Here is a 19,140-nt window from a genome sequence, read left to right as displayed (position 1 = left end):
CGAAGACCGCTCCCGTGAACCCGAAGACCGCTCCCGTGAACCCGAAGACCGCTCCCGTGAACCCGAAGACCGCTCCCGTGAACCCGAAGACCGCTACAGTTGCAATATTGATAACTACAGCTTAAGTATGGTGTGTAACGAGTCGTTGGAATGCTGACGGCGCTGGACTATCTGCGAGGTGCTGGCGTATCACCTCGGCACAGGCACCTGGGCTTAACAACGAGGTATCGACTTCAAGATCATAGATGCCAGGGATGTGGACTTCACGTTGCCATAACTGAACCGGAAGTGGCATCAACGAGTCGGCTGCACTTCCCACTTTCCCTCGTGTCTTTTGTCGCCGTTCCATAACCATCTCAATGGGGCAACGAACGCCTACAAAGAAGACCGGCAATCCGTTCAAACGCCGCGCACTATCGGCCAGGATGCCCCGTGGAATTGCGTAGGCGTCATGGTGTCCGACATCAACCACGACATGCAAACCTAAGCGGCTGTGGGCGGCGATGGACTCATACATGGCACTGTATAAAATAGGGACAAAGGGTTCGATATCCTGGCGTTCACCCCCTGGCCGCAGACCAATTCCAGGCAGGTATCGTGCAGGAGTCATTTGCATAAACCTATCAACACCCAAGTTCATCCACAGACCATCAAACGTCTCCTGGATAACTGCGGCAATGCTCGACTTCCCCGATCGCGGGGCACCATTCAGGATGATAATCTGTCCTAGCTCCTGCGTCTGCCCCATGATCGTTCCTCGCGTCTTTAATATATAGTTAGCAATTCCACGTTAAGGCTAAAAAGTTGAATAGGCAATTGAAAATGCTTCTACCTCAGTCAATGCCTCATCGTTCAAGTAAAGATTTGATTGTAAATGCAAGCACATTGCAAGGTAGACGGCTCCCAATACTGCTCGGTTTTTGGATTTTTCGATAGTGTTTTAGACCTGTAGAGACGCGAAATTTCGCGTCTCTAAACAAGGTTTTTGGTCTTATCCGAGCAGTATTGAGACGGCTCCCGTCATGAGTTGACTGCTCCCATTGGTGTCAACTTAAGCCAAAACCCTTTTAAAACCTCGTTTTCAGCCTCTTGCTGGGGAAATACTGCTAATTGCGGCTCTGCCGCGAGTAAGGGAGCCGGAGCCTCAATGAGGGGCATTCCCAGTCGCAGACTGGGAACGAGGTAAAGGATGCACGGTTATGCTCTTATACCGCGTATTACATCCAAAATTTTCGCGTCTCTACAAGGGTTTCAGGTTAGGCGTATTTAATTTCTGGAGATGTCTAATTCGCAAAACCATCCAAACAGAAGCTATACCTGCGTGGGCTAAGAGAAAATTAAGGTTTTTTATTTAACCCGCGCAGGCAGGTTTTGCCTCGTGTAGACGCAGTTTATAACCGCCCTTTTATCTGCGATCCCTGCGGCGGGCTACGCCGAAGCACCCTTATACCCCATTCAACTTAGAGATTAAGGTAAAATTATAAATAAAAGTATTAAGAATTTTAAAGAAGCTAATCAATGTCCAGCATTACTCTTGACAAAAGTAACTCTCATGTCGTCGTTATCGGTGCGGGAATAGGTGGACTGACTGCTGGAGCATTATTAGCTCATAGAGGTTACAGCGTTTTAATATTAGATCAGGCTCTCGTACCCGGAGGCTGTGCTTCGACGTTTAAACGCCAGGGATTTACCTTTGATGTGGGCGCAACTCAGGTGGCTGGGTTAGAACCAGGGGGAATTCACCACCGCATTTTCTCAGAATTAGAAATAGATTTACCACAAGCAACGCCTTGCGACCCTGCTTGTGCGGTGTATTTACCTGGGGAAAGCACACCAATTAATGTCTGGCGCGACCAAGAGAAATGGCAAGAGGAACGACAAAAACAGTTTCCCGGTAGCGAACCGTTTTGGCAATTGATGGCAACTTTATTTAATGCCAGTTGGGAATTTCAAGGACGCGATCCGGTGCTACCACCACGTAATTTATGGGATTTGTGGCAGCTAACGCAAGCGGTGCGTCCCAGTACATTAATTACTGTACCTTTCACTTTGTTTACGGTAGGAGATGCTTTACGGTTATGTGGATTGGGAAATAACCAACGATTGAGAACTTTTTTAGATTTGCAACTAAAGCTATACTCCCAGGTGGATGCAGAACAGACAGCATTACTTTATGCAGCAACAGCGTTGAGTGTATCCCAACTACCGCAAGGATTGTTTCACCTCCAGGGAAGTATGCAAGTATTAAGCGATCGCTTGGTACAATCCTTAGAAAGAGATGGCGGCAAATTGTTGATGCGCCACACTGTAGAACAAATTAAAGTAGAAAACGGTAAAGCTACTGCTGTAGTCATTAGAAATCAGAAAACTGGCGAAGTCTGGACAGAAGCCGCCGACCATATAGTTAGCAATGTCACCGTGCAAAACTTGGTACAGTTACTGGGAGAACAAGCGCCATCTGGATATAAAAATCGGGTGGAAAAACTACCCCAAGCATCGGGCGCGTTTGTGGTGTACTTGGGTGTAGATGCTAGCGCGATTCCGCCTAAATGTCCTCCTCATTTACAATTTCTGTACGATGTAAATGGCCCCATTGGCGAGAATAATTCCCTGTTTGTTTCCGTCAGTCATCCTGGAGACGGCCGCGCACCGCAAGGGAAAGCGACAATTATTGCTTCTTCATTTGTCGATCCTGCACAGTGGTGGCAGACTGAAGATTATGAAAGACTAAAAGAAAAGTTTACCGAAGAAGCGATCGCTCGTCTTGCCCAATACTTTTATCTCAAACCAGAAACTATTATTTATCAAGAAGCCGCAACACCGCGCACCTTTGCCCATTTTACAGCCCGCGATCGCGGTATAGTTGGTGGTATTGGTCAAAGGATTCCTACCTTTGGCCCCTTTGGGTTCGCCAATCGTACACCCATCCAGAATTTGTGGTTAGTTGGTGATTCCACCCATCCCGGCGAAGGTACTGCTGGGGTGAGTTATTCGGCGCTAACGGTAGTCAGGCAAATTGAAGCGAAAATGTAGTACCTTTGTCAAATTATTTTTGAGGGTTTGTAGGAAGCACTTTAGTGCTTAGAAAATAAGGACTAAAGTCCTTACTACGAACTTGTTTAAGTCCGGTTAGGTTAGATAAAGCAGAAATTTTATAAATGCTATAAATCATACTTATAACCGATGGCAAACAGGACAGAAAACTGGTGAAATAAGGTTAGTATTGCGAATCTGGAGTAATGACAGACAGCGTTTTAATTCTTGGTGGACGGGGGCGGATTGGTAGCAGTGTTGCTCAGGATCTCGCTACCCATACGCAGGCACAAATTACGATTACTGGACGTTCTGCGGAGTTTGGGAAAGCTGTTAGCTTGTCTTCGGGAGGACAAGTGCAGTTTTTGGTCTTGGACTTGGCAGAAGTTGACAAGTTGCAAGATGCGATCGCAAACTCTAACTTAGTCATCCACTGTGCTGGCCCATTTCACTATCGAGATACTAACGTTCTCGAAACCTGTATTGCTCAAGGCGTTAATTATGTAGATGTCAGCGATCATCGTTCTTATACCAGCAAAGCTCTCAATTTTAGTGAACAAGCTGCTGCTGCTGGGGTGACAGCAATTATTAATACTGGTATTTTTCCTGGTATTTCTAACAGCATGGTTCGTCAAGGTGTTGAACAATTTGATAAACCAGAAAAGATCCATTTAAGTTATTTAGTTTCTGGTTCTGGCGGTGCTGGCATTACAGTCATGCGGACAACTTTTCTGGGGTTGCAGTATCCTTTTGAGACTTGGATAGATGGAAAATGGCAGATAATTAAGCCTTATAGTGAAAGAGAATTAGTTGACTTTCCACCGCCTTATGGACGCACCGGAGTTTACTGGTTTGATATGCCAGAAACCTTTACATTGCCCAAAGCCTTTCCATCAGTAAAAACTGTAATTACTAAGTTTGGCTCTGTTCCCGATTTTTACAATCACCTAACTTGGATTGCGGCACATATTTTTCCCAAGTGGTTAATGCAGCGTCGTTACATGATTGAATTTCTGTCTCATGTCAGCCATTCAATGACAGATGTCACTAATAATTTTAGTGGAATTGGTGTAGCAGTTCGTTCAGAAGTTACAGGGCAAAAAAATGGTGAAACCGCCATTTATTGTTCAACTGTAGTGCATGAAAATACAGCAGTGGCTTCTGGTTGTGGCACAGGTAGTATTGCCCAATTATTGCTAGAAGGTAAACTTAAGAAACCAGGTGTTTTTGCTGTAGAAGAAGCGCTACCAACAAATTTATTTGAAGAAGTAATGCAAAGCCGAGGAATTAAAATTAATCACAGTTGGTTATAGGATAATACGCTTCGGTTAAGCACACTGGGTGAGAATTTCATCTGATTTTACGAAATATTCAGATACAGATGTAGGTCGCTACTATAGTAATATAGACCAAAATTAATATACCTTGCGATAGAAGGAAAAACTGTACCTAAACATATAGGATGCCTGTGAGCCTGAAATATTGAATATATTTATACATAACCAAGGCTTATAACAAAACAAGAGGAGGGGTTTTTCGTGCAAAAAATTCTATTAACTTTAAAACAAGTATTACGTTCAAGCTTTTTGGTTATTGGTTTAATGGTTTTCATTAGCTTGTCAAGTTCGTTTATTTTCGTTCAGCAAGCTAGTTATGCAACTACTGTTGAAGAATTAAAGCTAGTACCACCAGAGTTTAAACCAAATTCTCAAGAAAAAATTAATCGTGCTAATGAATTTGACCCTGGTGTTGGCGTTGAAGAAGAAGAACGACAAGAAGCTTATGAGCAAGCAATAAAAGATTCAAAAAACCTTACTACTATAGAGAAAACTTACGAAAGGAATTTGAAGGCTGAACAACAACAAAATCCCCCAGAAACTTTTGGGGAAAAAGCGAAAGAAGTTATTGAAAAGGTGACGGGTAAATAGGAAATATAAACCTAACCCCCAACGGGAGCATCCCGTCAGGTGCAAAAACCTTGATAGCCCTCATCCCCTAACCCCGAATGCCATCAGATGAGATTCGGGGAACTAGAATTATGTCTCCCCTCTCCCATATTATGGGAGAGGGGCTGGGGGTGAGGGAAAAGATTTAAGCACTGGAATGCTCCCACCCCCAACCCCTTCCCTTATAGCGTTGGGGAGTAAGATTCAAAGTCTCTCTCCGGTTTTGAGTCACAGGTTTATAAAATTAAATTGCTTTTACTCAAATTCATCTATTGTGGCGGGAGGATTAGCGTTTCTCTGATTAGCAATATTGCGCTCATACCACTTCATTAATGGAGTTGAACTGATGCCATGTATAACTACAGAAACGACAATAGTAGTGTAAGTTATCCAAGCAATTTGTTCGGCAGCTTCACCTTTTAAGCCATTACCAAACGCATAGGCGAGATAATATAAAGAACCAACACCGCGAATACCAAACCATCCAATCAACCACCTAGTTCCTGGATGAAAGGTTCGGCGGTGTGATTCTACAGGATGTTTGCCTATTGTGCTAATCCAAACTCCTACAGGTCGGATTATGAAGAATAATAAAACTATCACTAATAAAGATTGCATAGCATACTTGAGCATTGGCTGCAATAATAATATTGATCCCAATAGTAAAATTGTTCCAACTTCCAGCAGTTTTTCAAGTTGCTCAACAAATTCCAACTGTGCTAGCGGTTTTTCCGGATTTCTGTAACTGCGTTGGACAACTAAACCAGCAATAAATACTGCCAAAAATCCATAGCCATTCACCATTTCTGTTAAGGAATAAGTTATTAAAATTGTGCTGATAGCAATAAAGTCTTCCATTAACTCATCAGCACGACGGCGTTTTTGAATTATTTTTTCAATCCAAACTATAAATTTTGCAACAACAAATCCCATAACAATGGCAGCTGCGATCGCCCAAATTAAATCAACAGCAATCCACTGTTTAAACCAGTTCTCCCAGTTATCATCTTTTAATGCATGAAGACCAAAATAAACGAAGGGAAAAGCTAAAGCATCATTTAACCCACCTTCAGAAGTTAAACCAAATCTCAACTCATCTTGGTCGTTTATATCGGTCAGTTGTACTTCTGATGCTAATACTGGATCGGTAGGTGCAAGAATTGCTCCTAATAAAATCGCTTCTGCCCAATTCATCCCTAAAAATAATTTAGCCACAACAGCCAGAGCAAAAATTGAAATTGGCATCAGAAATCCAATTAATCGCACTGTAATATCCCAAGCCCCCAACCTTAGAGGACGAACAATTCTTAAGCCGCAGCTAAACACAGAAATAATTACTACAAGTTCTGTTATTCTTTCCAGCAGTTCGGCATTAAAAACTTCATCTCGACGTAATTGAATCAGCCCAAAGGCGTAAGGCCCTAGCAAAATACCAACTACTAGATAGATAAGGGCAAAAGAAAGAGGTAAACGAGCAATCCAACCTGACCCTAATGTAACCATCAGTAGAAGTGAACCAATCACAAATAGGTCAATAATATAGATATCTACCATATAGCGATTTATATAAAAATTAGGTGTTACTTTGTAAGCTTAGTTGTAATAGCTTGGTATTAGAAATTACCTATGGGCAGATTTTCTGGAATTGGGGATTGAGGATTTACACCCGCTACCAAATTTGAGAATTATAAAGCCAGTTTAGGCTTTATTTGGGCTTAATTTTTGTTTAAGTCCCGATAGTCATTAAAAAACTACTGGCGAAGCTTTGACAGTGGGGGATTGCAGTTGTGGAGTAGGTTGAGTAGAATAACCAGCGCTATTGCTCAACATAGCAGTGCTTATGGGGCGATCGCTTAGGGACTTCCAAATAAAAAAATATACAACTATTTATTGTGGGGTGGGCGTCTCGCCCGCCCATAGTCAAAGGCGGGCAAGTTGCCCACCCCACAAGATTGGATAATTTATTTCCTGGAAGTCCCTTATTTGAAGGAAGCACTACGAACGAGTAAGGTGCGCCAACTCTTACCGCATCAGATTTTGTGTTACAAGCGTAGTTGGGACAAAACATGGAGTTCCAGGCTTGAAACTCCAAACTTTGATATTAAATATTTAGCGATCGCTCAACAAGGTTGTCGTAGGCATCGTTACTGAATTCGTTACTTTCTCATTCAGATATCGCCCTATTTAGTACAAATATACTATAATATAGATAGCGTCCACAAAGCCTAGCCAAATATATAACGGCTCTGTGAAAACCTTCTGGAAGATGGATTCAAGGGTTAGTTCGATGATGAAGCATTATATTCTCAACCTCAATCCGACTGCCAAGCATGAATGGGATCGGTGTATTTTACGTGACCCATTGACTGCCAAACGCCCAGACATTGCCAAATTAATTGCTGAAGCGGTTGCTGCTGATACAGGCAGTTATTTAGTGAGCGTGAATATCGAAGTTCAAGTTTTGCAGCAAGCCGCAGTCCCTCAAGCCGAACAACTTTCGCTTTCATTTCCAGAAGTGAGTGTGCCGTCACAACCACAACTGCGGGAAGCGGCTTGAGCTAAAGTACACAGTTTAGGGACTTCCAGGAAATAAATTATCCAATCTTGTGGGGTGGGCATCTTGCCCACCTTTGACTATAGGCTCTCGTGTCGCCCACCCTACAATAAATAGTTGTATATTTTTTTATTTGGAAGTCCCTTAGCAGAAAATAAAGCTGATTATACAACTGCTAAGGAGGCTAAGTTACCCTTGTAGCCACTAATCTCAATCACGGCATCCGTGAGGGCAGAGAATCCATTAGTGTTATCGTTGAGTGCCAGAAAAGTCTGCTGATGATTGCCTGTACCAAGGGTAAAAGTTGCCGCACCTTTAGCTACAAAAGCAGTTGCAGTCAATATCTGTTGTACATCTGAAAGATTTAGACTTGCAACTTTGCCAAGTTGAACTAAATTAGCCGCGCTAACTGCATACAGCCCATCAATTTTATCTTGACAAATGTTCAAGTCAGTTATTTTATCAAAGCTAGACAGCAGGGAATCACTCAGACTGTTGAACACAAATTGATCAGCGCCACAACCGCCTGTGAGGGTATCACGCCCAGCGCCACCATTGAGGATGTCATTACCATTACCACCAACTAGCTTGTCATTTCCGGCTAATCCAAAGAGTTGATCGTTGCCGTTATTGCCGGAAATTTGATCGTTACCAGCCCCACCACTGAGTTTATCTGCACCATTACCACCGTTTAAGGTTTGGTTTGGCACATTTCCCTCTGTGGTGGTTTTGCTGGTTAATTGACCATTGGTATCATACAGATAAGTGGCAACTGCATCAGTAATGCCATCACTGTTGTTGTCAATATCTGCGGAAATTAGTTTGCCATTGCGATCGTAGTTGAAAGTCGTAATCTCGTCAGGGATGCCATCATTATTTTTGTCAGCTACCTGTGCAGCGAGTTTGCCGTTAGCGTCGTAACTGTAAGCGGTAACTTCATCAAAGATGCCATCATTATTTTTGTCAATTTTTTGTGATTTCAGGTTGCCGCTCAAATCGTAGCTGTAGATGCCAACAGCATCAATTACACCATCATTGTTGAAGTCATAGCTAGCGGATGCGCGTCCATAAGTAGAGGTTGTGACAGAATCAACTTTGCCGTCGCCGTTGTTGTCACGGCTATCGGATGTCCGGTTGCCCTTGGCATCATAAGTAGAGGTTGTGACAGAATCAACTTTGCCGTCGCCGTTGTTGTCACGGCTATCGGATGTCCGGTTGCCCTTGGCATCATAAGTATAGGTTTCGACATAATCAACTTTGCCGTCGCCGTTGTCGTCACGGCTATCGGATGTCCGGTTGCCCTTGGCATCATAAGTAAAGGTTTCGACAGAATCAACTTTGCCGTCGCCGTTGCTGTCAAGGCTATTGGATGTCTGGTTGCCCTTGGCATCATAAGTAGAGGTTTGGACATAATCAACTTTGCCGTCGCCGTTGCTGTCAACGCTATCGGATGTCCGGTTGCCCTTGGCATCATAAGTATAGGTTTCGACATGATCAACTTTGCCGTCGCCGTTGTCGTCAGAGCTATTGGATGTCAGGTTGCCCTTGGCATCATAAGTAGAGGTGGTGGCATAATAAAGTATGCCGTCGCCGTTGCCAAAGCTACTCAATGTCCGGTTGCCCTTGGCATCATAAGTATTGGTTTGGACAAAATCAACTTTGCCGTCCCCCTTCAAGTCAACGCTATCAGATGTCACCTTGCCCTTGGCATCATAAGTATAGGTTTCGATATTAAGTACTTTGCCGTCGCCGTTGGCAGAGGTAGTAGATGTCAGGTTGCCCTTGGCATCATAAGTATAGGTTTCGACATCATCAACTTTGCCGTCGCCGTTGTAGTCAGAGCTATAAGATGTCAGGTTGCCCTTGGCATCATAAGTATAGGTGTGGACAAAATCAAATTTGCCGTCGTCGTTGAAGTCAACGCTATCGGATGTCACCTTGCCCTTGGCATCATAAGTAAAGGTTTCGACAGTATCAACTTTGCCGTCGCCATCGTTGTCACGGCTATTGGATGTCACGTTGCCCTTGGCATCATAAATAGAGGTTTCGACAGTATCAACTTTGCCGTCGCCGTTGTCGTCACGGCTATCGGATGTCCGGTTGCCCTTGGCATCATAAGTATAGGTTTCGACAAAATCAACTTTGCCGTCGCCGTTGTCGTCACGGCTATTGAATGTCAGATCATAGCGGTAGGTAATAACTGAGTCTATTATCCCATCACTGTTGTTGTCTGTCCTCTCAGATATCACTTTGCCATCGGCATCGTAAGTGTAAGTTGTGGTTGAGGTCATAAAATTAGTGTTCCTTATCTGTTTGATTCCACTTGTGTACTGCTATGTGTTTTCATCACACATCGCTATGTTCTGCAAAATCTTTTTATCTACTAAGTCTGATTAGTTAAATGTATTTTTGCTGCATCAGTCACAAAAATGATATGATATAAAATTTTTTAAGTCAATCTTGTTAATGACATTATTTATATGACATACATTATTGCTAACTTAACCAACTTGGTATATTCATTCCCAGGGAAACGCAAAGTTTTTAAATTCCATTCGCTGGAAACTTATCCCCCACGGGTGGAGAGGCTTTGAAACCTAGTAGAGGCAAACAATTACAGCTAGCTGTGCGCCCCTACGAATTGTCTGTACTCCACGCAATTTAAAACTGCTATATGTCTATTTAAGCGGACGTGATATGAGACAGCAGTTGAGCAATTTGCTGATTAATAATTGCGATATCAAAACGCCCACTAGCAGTAGTCCGGGCATTATTGGCTATAGTTGCAGTTATTTCTGTCTCCTGAAGACAGGTGATTATTACTTGTGCAAGTTCCTGGGGTTCTCCTGGTGTCACTAGAAAACCATTAAGTCCATGTTCTACTAATTCCATTACACCGCCAGCTTTTGCTGCAACTACACGTTTTCCACATAGCATCGCCTCTACAATCACTCTACCAAAGGGTTCTGGGGAAGTAGAGGTATGTGCTACCAAGTCACAAGCTGCCATTAACTGAGGAATATCAGAACGAAATCCTAAAAATTTGACGCGGTTTTCTAATCCCAGTTGGGTAAGTTGTTGGTGTAACTGTTGGACGTAATCTTGTTCGCCAAAGAGTGCATCACCTACTAAAATTGCTATCACCTCTGGCGGACATTTGGCTAGGGCATCAATTAAAATATGCTGCCCTTTCCAAGGTGCTAGACGGCTAAAGTGTCCGACTACAAATTTTCCTTGCAATCCTAGCTGTTGTTGTAATTTATTAATGTCAGAATCATCAGTTTGATAAATTTTTGAATCAAAGCCGTTATAGACAACTTCGATAATATCTGGGCGTCCTCCCGCTTGTATAAAGGCTGTTTTACTAGCTTGGGAATTAGCAATTACTAATGATGCAAAACGATTAGCTAAGTTAACTGCAATACGAAGATTAGTTTGGCTAAAATGTTCTGTCGAAAGAATATCATGTAAATGATAAACCAGAGGGCGACGACTGAATAAACTTGCTAATGCTCCGACAACTAATGCTTTTTGGGTATTAGCATAAATTAAATCGTATTCACGCGCTATTTTAACTACCTTAGTAATTAAAGGTGCAAGTTGTCCGAGACTCTTTAATCCTTGTACCAAAGTGCTTTCTTTGCGAACTTCGATTGCTTGAGTTGCGAGAACTTCTACTGGAATATGATTTTGCTGCAATAAATCTTTAAATGACCCATCTGCAAATAAACCTACCAAAGCGCGATGCCTACGGCAGGCATTGCCAACGGAGTATGGTTTAGCAATATCTATTAAACACAATTCTGCGCCGCCTGGTTTACCACTTTGGTCTAGAAAAAAAATTCTCATTAAACCTCTATTTTAGCTAATTTGACTCACGTAGCACACCTAATATCGGGAGCATCGCAATGAGTGCTTAAATCTTTTCCCTCACCCCCAGCCCCTCTCCCAAAGATGGGAGAGGGGAGACATAATTGTAGTTCCCCTTCTCCCAAAGATGGGAGAAGGGGTTAGGGGATGAGGGCTATCAAGGTTTTTGCACATTTGGGATGCACCCCTAACATCTATTACAATCACTTGTTTAAGCTAATAAAATCTTCCGTACTTGCTGGGCAATTTGATTCCAATCGTAGTTTGTGATAGCGTAATTGCGACAAGCTGATCGTGAAGGTATGGGGATATTTCCCAAAAGCACTTGCTCTAATTTTTCAGCAATGGCTGAGGCTTCTATTGAAGTAGTAATTAAATCGGGTGAAAATCCTGATAAAATTTCTGGCATTCCCCCAACTGGAGTACATAAAACAGGAGTACCACAAGCTAAAGACTCAATTATTACTAATCCGAATCCTTCAAAAGATTGACTAGGCATTACAGTCAATTCAGCAGCTTGATAAGCTATAGGTAATTGCTCATCAGGTAGAAAACCTAAAAACTTAACGTTGTCGGCTAGCCCTAATTCTGTAGCTTGTTGTTGTAGTGCAGCTTGGATGTGACCACGACCTGCGATCGCAAGCCAAACATCTGGTATTCTGGGCTTAATTATAGCCAGTGCTTGCAATAATTTGTCAACTCCGGTTCGATGTACTAAGCGGCGTGATGTAAATAGGATAGGGCGATTACTAGGCCAGCCTAGCTTTGCACAAGCCTCTTGGGGTGATAAATTTGGCTGAAACCAGTTAATATCAACTCCACCAGGAATAATATTAATTTTGCTCCACGGTACTTGATATTTATCATGTAGAATTTTACCAAATGCTTTGCTCAAAACAATGAAGCGATCGCACCGATTATAAGTGTTTTGTTCTATTAGCCAGTGCTTGATTAAAAGGCTAAGGTTTTTATTAACCACTTCTTGCTGACTCTCAGAAGCCCAAGGCCCATGAAAGTTAAAAGTAACTGGTACTCCTTTTGGTAAAATATCTAAAATAGGAAAGCTATATAATGCAAAGTGCAAATTAATAGCATCAGGTTTACTTGTTCTTGTTTTCTGAAAATTACTACGAATTGACCATAATCTTTGCCAAATAGCACTATCAGGACTCGCCAAATTAGTCAGCTTAATCGGCGAATTTATTTCCGCATCTGGTAAACCGACTCCGCATAATTCAACCTGGTCTTTATTTGCAGCTAATTTATGAGTTAATTCATAAATATACCTTTCTAATCCTCCAGGACTTTTGGGGAACCAGCCCAATCCAAGGGTAAGAATAGATGCAGATGATGCAAAAGTTTCTGGTTTCTTTTCCACTGATATATCTCCTATAAATATATTAAAACAGGTGTACATCTGTCATTGGTGTCAACTTAACGTAAAAGCTATGTCCCACAAGGAACTGAAGTTCCTTGGCTTTTAGCTAAAGTCATCTCAAGATGACTAAATATACCCAAAGATTTTTAGTCTACTTCAGTAGACTTTAGCTATTAGCCTTGAACTTTAGTTCCAGGCGGATGAGGGAGCCAACAGTTAAGCTATTTCTAAGCTTTTGTTGACACGAATGCACATCTGTAAGCCTTTACATTTGTATCCAAAACTGAATCACTAGACCGAATACACATTACCAATAAGAGTTTTTGTATAGAACACCAATTTATAAACTATTTATATATCAACGTCAACAAGGAATTAAAACTGTGTTTTTATTAACTACATAACACCGAGTTTGACATATCTGATACTTGCAAATTAACGAAGGTGAATCCTAGATAGGGAAAGACAAAAACCGCTAATCAATTAATAATTATGGAACTATTATGTATGAATATTTACCACTTTTTATTAATTTAAAGTAAAAAATAATACCTCAAATCAGATTTTTAATATATTAGCTGAATAACCATAAGAATAAGGTAAATATTGTAAAGATTATGTAAAGTTTTTGGTTATTTATAATAATTATATTTTTTGCGGATTACCGAAAAAATGATTGTAAACCTTATCTAAGTTGAGAACCGTAGTTTTCACCCTCTCCCTAAATCCCTCTCCCAAATCTGGGAGAGGGAGTTTGAAATTCTGGCTCCCCGAATCCCTCTCTCTGGGATTCGGGGTTGGGGGATGAGGGCAAATCCTTTTCATCATGGAAGAACTATAGGTTTCAAGATAGACGTGGTTTATATAACTAATTAAAAGCTTAAAAAATATATGAAAAATAAATTACTGGCGCAGTTAATAAAACTCCGTCACCAACTCAACCAGTACCTCAAAAAAATATTTAAGATTAGATATATACAAAAAAGTAAAACTTTCAACTTTTTACTCAGTCTGACTGTTGGACTAATTGTTACTACTCTTGGAATTACAACAGACTGGGCGACAACTGGAACACGCACGCTTATCTACAAAACATCGTCGATAAGTAATACTGTTGGCAGTGAAATGCCAATACAAAACAATACTGAAACACCCATACTTACAAAAGAAATCTCGATAAATAATACTATTGGCAGCGAAAATCTGCTAGTACAAAACAATACGGAAACATCCACGCCTACCTATAAAACATCGTGGATAGGTAACACGATTGGCAGTGGAAATCTGCGTATACAAAACAATATTGAGGCAATGTATGTTTCCCCTGATGGCACAGTTTATACTAACAGCCATTGGGATGAGGCAGGAATGGAAGCAGCCATTTATAAGGATGGTAAGGTTATTGGTGCTATTGGGGATACTCACGGTTGGAGTCGTGGTGGTGGCATAGCTGTAACAGCAAATAGTAAATATATTTACATTGCCATGACTCAGGGATCGAAGGGTAAAACCAATGAAGATTACCCAGCAGAAGGAACAACTTGGCACTGCGTTAGACGTTATGATTTGTCAGGAAAACCTGCGGCGTTTCCTAATGGGCGTGGCTGGGATAAAAGTATGTTAATTACCAGTACCAAACATGAAGTCACTGGATTAGCAACTATGGGAAGCGAGTTATATGTGAGCGATTTTGCTACTAACCGGATTCGTGTTTATGATACTGATACGATGAAGGAAATCCGCAGCTTTACTGTTGCTAATCCAGGAGCAATAACTATTGATCCACAAAAAAAGCTGTGGATTATTCAAAGCAAAAATGGTAGTAAGCCTGCCAAGATTTTACATTATTCCCAAAGTGGAAAGCAATTACCCCAACAGATTGGAGATATCGTTGAACCAACTGCGATCGCAATTGATTATCAAGGTAAGCTGTTGGTGGCAGAAAATGGGCCGCGTCAGCAAATGTTGATTTATGACATCAAAGATCAGCCAGTGCAGGTGAGTAGTTTCGGTGCTAAAGGCGGAATCTATGCAGAAGTTCCTGGTGAAGTTCGAGATTTGAAACTTTATGGACTTACCGGAGTCGGTACAGATGCTTCAGGCAATATCTATATAAATAGTAATGGTTTCAACAAATCAGGAACAGATTTGCGGAAATTTTCGCCATCGGGAAAACTAATATGGCGATCGCTGGGATTGATATTTGTCGATAATGCAGATGCCGATCCTAAAACTGATGGTGTAGATTTATTCACCAAACAAGAACACTATCTGATGGATTACAGTAAGCCTGCTGGTAAGCAATGGACTTACAAAGCCTACACTTTAAATCCCTTCAAATATCCTCAAGATCCCCGTCTGCATACATCCCCAGATGGAACCTTTGTTCGCCGCATCCAAGGAAAGCCGTTTTTGTTCCTTACAGATATGTATAACAGCTTTCTGCAAATATATCGTTTTAATCCAGACACAGATGGTAAAATAGCTATCCCAGCCGGAATGTTTATTGGTAGCAATGGCGCAGATAAACCATTTCTCAACGGAAATTGGCCACCGAATCAACCAAAACAAGGCGAATGGATCTGGCGCGATCGCAACGGAAATGGGAAATTTGAAAAGAACGAATATAATACCAGCAAAGATTATCCGTATATCGGCGGCTGGTGGGTAGACAGCAAAGGAGATGTTTGGAAAGCTTTGCGAACAGAAGATGGCATTCGACGCTATCCTTTACAGGGAATAGATGCTAAAGGCAACCCCATCTACAGCTATAGTTCGATGGAAAAGCAAACTACTCCCAAAATATTTAAAGATTTGCGGCGGATTGAATATTTCCCCCAAACAGATACTATGTATTTGTCAGGGTTTACAGTAGATCACCCCGCATTCGGTGACGATACTGGAGTTGCTGGATCTGAAATTGCCCGTTTTGACAACTGGAGTAAAGGAAATCGGACTCCCCGTTGGCGGATTGTGATTCCCTACGACAGCACCGGTAAACGCGAAGTGTCTACGGCGGCTATCAGTGTGGCGGAAGACTATGTATTTGCCGTGACAGTTAAAACCGCAGAGGTATATGTCTATAATGCCAAAACGGGAGCGCAAGTACAACAGTTAAAACCAGGCCCAGAAGTTGGCGGCGAAAGTGGCTGGATTGATATACCCTACGGTATCCGCGCTTTTCGTCGTTCAAATGGTGAGCATCTGGTATTTGTGGAAGAAAATTGGAAAGGAAAAGTAATTATATATCGCCTGGGGGGATGAGCTTGTCCTAAGGGACTTCTAAAAAATGTTCCAAAACTGACCCAAAAACTCTCTCTGTGGCTTTGTGGTAGCCTACGGCAAGCCGAAGCGTCTACGTTTATTGGAATAATTTATTTCTTGTCAGTCCCTAAGTTGACAAAAGTATAGTCAACATAGTACATTTATTTACAAAAATATTAAGAAAAAACATAGGTTTAAATAAGTAAATAACTAAAAAGCGCAAACCAAGCTAAGTTATTGATAACTTAAAACTATATATTTCTCTTAATAAAACAATGAATCACGGTTGGCTTGATCGTGAAAGCTTACTGAGGGATAACCGCTCCCATGCTCCCGATGAAGTAAGAAGTAAAGTCTAGACTTGTCTAGGTTTTATATAGCAGAAACTGGTGTTATTTTTCGCCAGCGTTTCACTGCTTTTTGCAATTTTTTTGACAACCAGCGATCAAATTGCGGATAAACTGGCGATCGCGGCACCAATTCCCACCCCGCAGGTTGTAAAATTTCTCTCAATGCCTGTTCTTGAACATGGGGATAATCAGGATTAACTTCGTCTTTTGGGCCAATTCCACCTAAATCTCGCGCACCAGCTTCGATACAAGCGAGTAACCAGCAGCTATCTTTAACTAAATTGGGCGGAATTTGAATAGTAATATCTGGCGGTAAAATCTCACGCGCTTTAGCAATTACTTCTGGTAATTCATCAGGATCAAACGGAGGTGCATCAAAAGTTTGCTGATATCCAGGACTATGAGGTTGTAAAATGACTTCTTGAATGTGATGATAACGTTGGTGCAAGTTAGATATAGCTTCCAAGGTTTCCCACCAATCATCAGAGGTTTCCCCAATTCCCAACAGTAACCCAGTTGTAAAGGGAATCTGCAACTCTCCCGCCCATTGTAATTGTTGCAGCCGGACTTCTGGTAATTTACTTGGTGCGTGCCGATGTACAGTATTTAACAATGTTGGTGTTAATTGTTCCAACATCAGTCCCATTGAAACATTCACACGTTTCAGATTTTGCATTTCCTCAAAACTCAGTGGACCTGCATTGGTGTGTGGTAAAAACCCCATTGAAAGTGCTAACTCGCACAAATCATAAATCCGTCCAAACCACGCCTGACGCTTTGGCGAATGGGGATGTACTTCACCACTGAGGATGAGGATTTCGCAGACTTTTTCACTTTCAAGTAGTTTTAAAATACTTTCTGCATCTGAAATACTCATCCAGGGACTTTTACCCGGTTCGCTGCGAAAGTTGCAGTAACTACAGCGATTAAAGCACTCATAAGTAGGAACAATTGTATAAGCAGGGCTGTAGGTGACAAGCCGAGAATTATTAATTGGCATAAGTTAAGATAATCTAAAATAATGTCTTGCTCAAACTATATAGATTACCGTGTGACTCTTGTTGCCATGATATTAAATAAACAAGAACTATTTTGGTTTGTAAATTTCTGGTAACTCCCACCAACAAACATTGGGATATTCGTGATGTTCTTCGTGGTAGCCAAAATGATAGCATGTGATAAATGACCACCAAATTGGACGGCTAATCGTTTGAGAACGATGAGGCTGAATATAACCTCCAATCGGTTCACTATGGGGTAAAAAAGTCCCGAAATAAAATAATTGTAATGAACTTAAAAGCGAGGGTAGCACCCAAAAGTAAGTTAGATTATCAGGTGGTATATGGAGTATGTATTTAGCAAAGTTATAAATAATAGTCAACGCAATGATTTGTCCCCAACTCCAGTAAGCCTTCATAAAATGAAAATACCAAGCAAAGAAATTTTTGTGTTTCCCATTATGGAAATCTGGGTCTATTTGACTTGCTGGATTGTGGTGATGCACCCAATGTTTTTGCAATAATTTTTTATAAGGTAAAAGACCATAAAGAGATAGGGTTAATCTCCCAATAAAATGATTAATCTTGGGATTCTGGGGAAATACTACCCCATGCATGGCATCATGAGATGTAATAAATAATCCCGTATACAAAAATGTCTGCCATAGTATTACAGGCAATAACATCCAAAATTTTAGCTTGGAGATGTCAACGGAAAGTAATAAACTCAGGCTAATGACCCATGTGCTAACAATGATAATAGCAATGAAAAGCCCCTTAAACTCAGATTTACTTCTCACTACTTGAGTCAGTTTTATTGGATGACTGGGTGGTTGTTCTAACTCGATCACGCTTCTACTCCGCCTAGCATTCAGGTGAAAATTCCAACAATATAGTCATGACAAAAACAATTAACCGGGAAAATCTCTTAGTGGTCAATGTTTTCCACTAGACAATGCCAATGCTCAAAATATATATGTATAAATATTAAGATACTTTAACTAGTATTACACAAGCAACTGCTATTATAAAAACTGTTTTCCTTTGGAAGGTTGGGCAATATAAGTAAATACACTAAAATGATTAGTATATAGTATAATTATTTATGTTATATTTTATACTTTAAATATATTCTCAGACTGCAACAAAAACGGTTAATAATTAGGGGGGAGTTTAGGAAGTGAGGTGAAGTACGTCCTACACTACGGTATAATATTGATATCCTAAACTCAGTAAGCTAGAAAACCAGTCCCTTGGCTGCGATCGCTCCAAAGTTCAGACTTACCACTATTGTGGTTTTTGCCATTGTATGCAATTTGAGTTTTATCACTAAGATAAAGTGCCATTGTTAAATTTCCTTAAGCAGCTAATTACTTTGTTCATATTACTTAACTTATCCATTTGGCGCTATCTGTCTCTAGTTTCAAAGTAGAAGCAACTCTAAAGAATGAGATTTTAAGGAGTTTAGGGAATATTTATCTAACAAAAGTTCAATATAGCTTTTCTTAGCCTAGAAAGCAGAGGTATTTTTACCAAATAACTCCTAATCAGAACTTGTAATTTCACTAAAAAACTATTTTGGATATGATAAAAAATCTAACGAAAGTTAGAAGGTTTCTAAAGTGTTATTAAGTAGACGAATAAATAGTAAATAAATTTTTCAAACTTACAGCAGAATTCAAGTATTTGAACCACACATCAAAAGTAGGGGCACGGCATCCACGATCTTCTGGTATATACAATAATC

At 41.0% G+C, this 19,140-nt stretch carries 14 protein-coding genes; 6 read left to right on the top strand and 8 right to left on the bottom strand.

What is annotated here, in order from left to right; translation table 11 throughout:
* Nucleotides 1-121: 121 nt before the first annotated feature.
* Together V7K32_RS28690 and V7K32_RS08125 are read right to left on the bottom strand one after the other, a co-directional pair.
* On the bottom strand, nt 122-748 hold the full coding sequence (locus V7K32_RS28690) for a chloramphenicol phosphotransferase CPT family protein (RefSeq protein WP_442938707.1): 627 nt from the start codon (nt 746-748) through the stop codon (nt 122-124).
* 272 nt (nt 749-1,020) lie between these two features.
* Nucleotides 1,021-1,158, bottom strand: coding sequence for a hypothetical protein (locus V7K32_RS08125; RefSeq protein WP_334991973.1), 138 nt, complete (start codon nt 1,156-1,158; stop codon nt 1,021-1,023).
* Between the two features lie 360 nt (nt 1,159-1,518).
* Between V7K32_RS08125 and crtD the strand changes: the two genes are divergently transcribed.
* The 3 genes from crtD (at nt 1,519) to V7K32_RS08110 (ending at nt 4,961) form a co-directional block, all read left to right on the top strand.
* A complete protein-coding gene (gene crtD, locus V7K32_RS08120; protein WP_334991971.1) occupies nt 1,519-3,033 on the top strand; it encodes a C-3',4' desaturase CrtD in 1,515 nt (504 codons plus the stop codon).
* Between the two features lie 206 nt (nt 3,034-3,239).
* On the top strand, nt 3,240-4,346 hold the full coding sequence (locus V7K32_RS08115; RefSeq protein WP_334991970.1) for a saccharopine dehydrogenase family protein: 1,107 nt from the start codon (nt 3,240-3,242) through the stop codon (nt 4,344-4,346).
* Between the two features lie 225 nt (nt 4,347-4,571).
* On the top strand, nt 4,572-4,961 hold the full coding sequence (locus tag V7K32_RS08110) for a hypothetical protein (protein WP_334991968.1): 390 nt from the start codon (nt 4,572-4,574) through the stop codon (nt 4,959-4,961).
* Nucleotides 4,962-5,234: 273 nt separating this feature from the next.
* Here V7K32_RS08110 and V7K32_RS08105 read toward each other — a convergent pair whose 3' ends face one another.
* The gene (locus tag V7K32_RS08105) at nt 5,235-6,533 is read right to left on the bottom strand and encodes a cation:proton antiporter (RefSeq protein WP_334991966.1); all 1,299 of its coding nucleotides are present in this window, start codon (nt 6,531-6,533) and stop codon (nt 5,235-5,237) included.
* A 381-nt stretch (nt 6,534-6,914) separates the two neighbouring features.
* Here V7K32_RS08105 and V7K32_RS08100 point away from each other — a divergent pair, with 381 nt between their 5' ends.
* Both V7K32_RS08100 and V7K32_RS08095 read left to right on the top strand, forming a co-directional pair.
* Complete coding sequence (locus tag V7K32_RS08100; RefSeq protein WP_334991964.1) at nt 6,915-7,130, top strand: hypothetical protein; 216 nt, start codon at nt 6,915-6,917, stop codon at nt 7,128-7,130.
* Between the two features lie 136 nt (nt 7,131-7,266).
* Nucleotides 7,267-7,536, top strand: a complete 270-nt coding sequence (locus tag V7K32_RS08095) for a hypothetical protein (protein ID WP_334991962.1) — start codon at nt 7,267-7,269, stop codon at nt 7,534-7,536.
* Nucleotides 7,537-7,697: 161 nt separating this feature from the next.
* Here V7K32_RS08095 and V7K32_RS08090 read toward each other — a convergent pair whose 3' ends face one another.
* From V7K32_RS08090 to V7K32_RS08080, 3 genes are all read right to left on the bottom strand, one after another.
* Nucleotides 7,698-9,824 (bottom strand): bluetail domain-containing putative surface protein, encoded by a 2,127-nt coding sequence (locus V7K32_RS08090; RefSeq protein ID WP_334991960.1) that lies wholly within the window; start codon nt 9,822-9,824, stop codon nt 7,698-7,700.
* A gap of 391 nt (nt 9,825-10,215) precedes the next feature.
* Nucleotides 10,216-11,382: a glycosyltransferase family 4 protein gene (locus V7K32_RS08085; protein WP_334991958.1), complete on the bottom strand. Its 1,167-nt coding sequence runs from the start codon at nt 11,380-11,382 to the stop codon at nt 10,216-10,218.
* Nucleotides 11,383-11,614: 232 nt separating this feature from the next.
* Nucleotides 11,615-12,781 (bottom strand): glycosyltransferase family 4 protein, encoded by a 1,167-nt coding sequence (locus tag V7K32_RS08080; protein ID WP_334991956.1) that lies wholly within the window; start codon nt 12,779-12,781, stop codon nt 11,615-11,617.
* Nucleotides 12,782-13,672: 891 nt separating this feature from the next.
* Between V7K32_RS08080 and V7K32_RS08075 the strand changes: the two genes are divergently transcribed.
* Nucleotides 13,673-16,045: a hypothetical protein gene (locus tag V7K32_RS08075; protein WP_334991954.1), complete on the top strand. Its 2,373-nt coding sequence runs from the start codon at nt 13,673-13,675 to the stop codon at nt 16,043-16,045.
* 372 nt (nt 16,046-16,417) lie between these two features.
* On the opposite strand, the gene cofG is transcribed toward V7K32_RS08075, so the two are convergent.
* Both cofG and crtW read right to left on the bottom strand, forming a co-directional pair.
* Nucleotides 16,418-17,395: a 7,8-didemethyl-8-hydroxy-5-deazariboflavin synthase subunit CofG gene (gene cofG / locus V7K32_RS08070; RefSeq protein ID WP_334991952.1), complete on the bottom strand. Its 978-nt coding sequence runs from the start codon at nt 17,393-17,395 to the stop codon at nt 16,418-16,420.
* 87 nt (nt 17,396-17,482) lie between these two features.
* Nucleotides 17,483-18,244 carry a beta-carotene ketolase CrtW gene (gene crtW / locus V7K32_RS08065; protein WP_334991950.1) on the bottom strand — a complete coding sequence of 254 codons (762 nt, stop codon included), beginning with the start codon at nt 18,242-18,244 and terminating at the stop codon, nt 17,483-17,485.
* Nucleotides 18,245-19,140: the final 896 nt, after the last annotated feature.

It is taken from the genome of Nostoc sp. (genome assembly GCF_036917635.1).
GTDB lineage: Bacteria > Cyanobacteriota > Cyanobacteriia > Cyanobacteriales > Nostocaceae > Nostoc.
The sequence above is the reverse complement of the archived record's forward strand: the minus strand, read 5'-3'. Positions and strand labels throughout refer to the sequence as shown.

Coding starts and splice junctions, on each gene's coding strand:
- V7K32_RS08115 (WP_334991970.1), top strand. CDS start 3,240: ATGACAGACAGCGTTTTAATTCTTGGTGGACGGGGGCGGATTGGTAGC.
- V7K32_RS08125 (WP_334991973.1), bottom strand. CDS start 1,158: ATGCCCCTCATTGAGGCTCCGGCTCCCTTACTCGCGGCAGAGCCGCAA.
- crtD (WP_334991971.1), top strand. CDS start 1,519: ATGTCCAGCATTACTCTTGACAAAAGTAACTCTCATGTCGTCGTTATC.
- cofG (WP_334991952.1), bottom strand. CDS start 17,395: ATGCCAATTAATAATTCTCGGCTTGTCACCTACAGCCCTGCTTATACA.
- V7K32_RS08085 (WP_334991958.1), bottom strand. CDS start 11,382: ATGAGAATTTTTTTTCTAGACCAAAGTGGTAAACCAGGCGGCGCAGAA.
- V7K32_RS08075 (WP_334991954.1), top strand. CDS start 13,673: ATGAAAAATAAATTACTGGCGCAGTTAATAAAACTCCGTCACCAACTC.
- V7K32_RS28690 (WP_442938707.1), bottom strand. CDS start 748: ATGGGGCAGACGCAGGAGCTAGGACAGATTATCATCCTGAATGGTGCC.
- V7K32_RS08105 (WP_334991966.1), bottom strand. CDS start 6,533: ATGGTAGATATCTATATTATTGACCTATTTGTGATTGGTTCACTTCTA.
- V7K32_RS08095 (WP_334991962.1), top strand. CDS start 7,267: ATGATGAAGCATTATATTCTCAACCTCAATCCGACTGCCAAGCATGAA.
- V7K32_RS08090 (WP_334991960.1), bottom strand. CDS start 9,824: ATGACCTCAACCACAACTTACACTTACGATGCCGATGGCAAAGTGATA.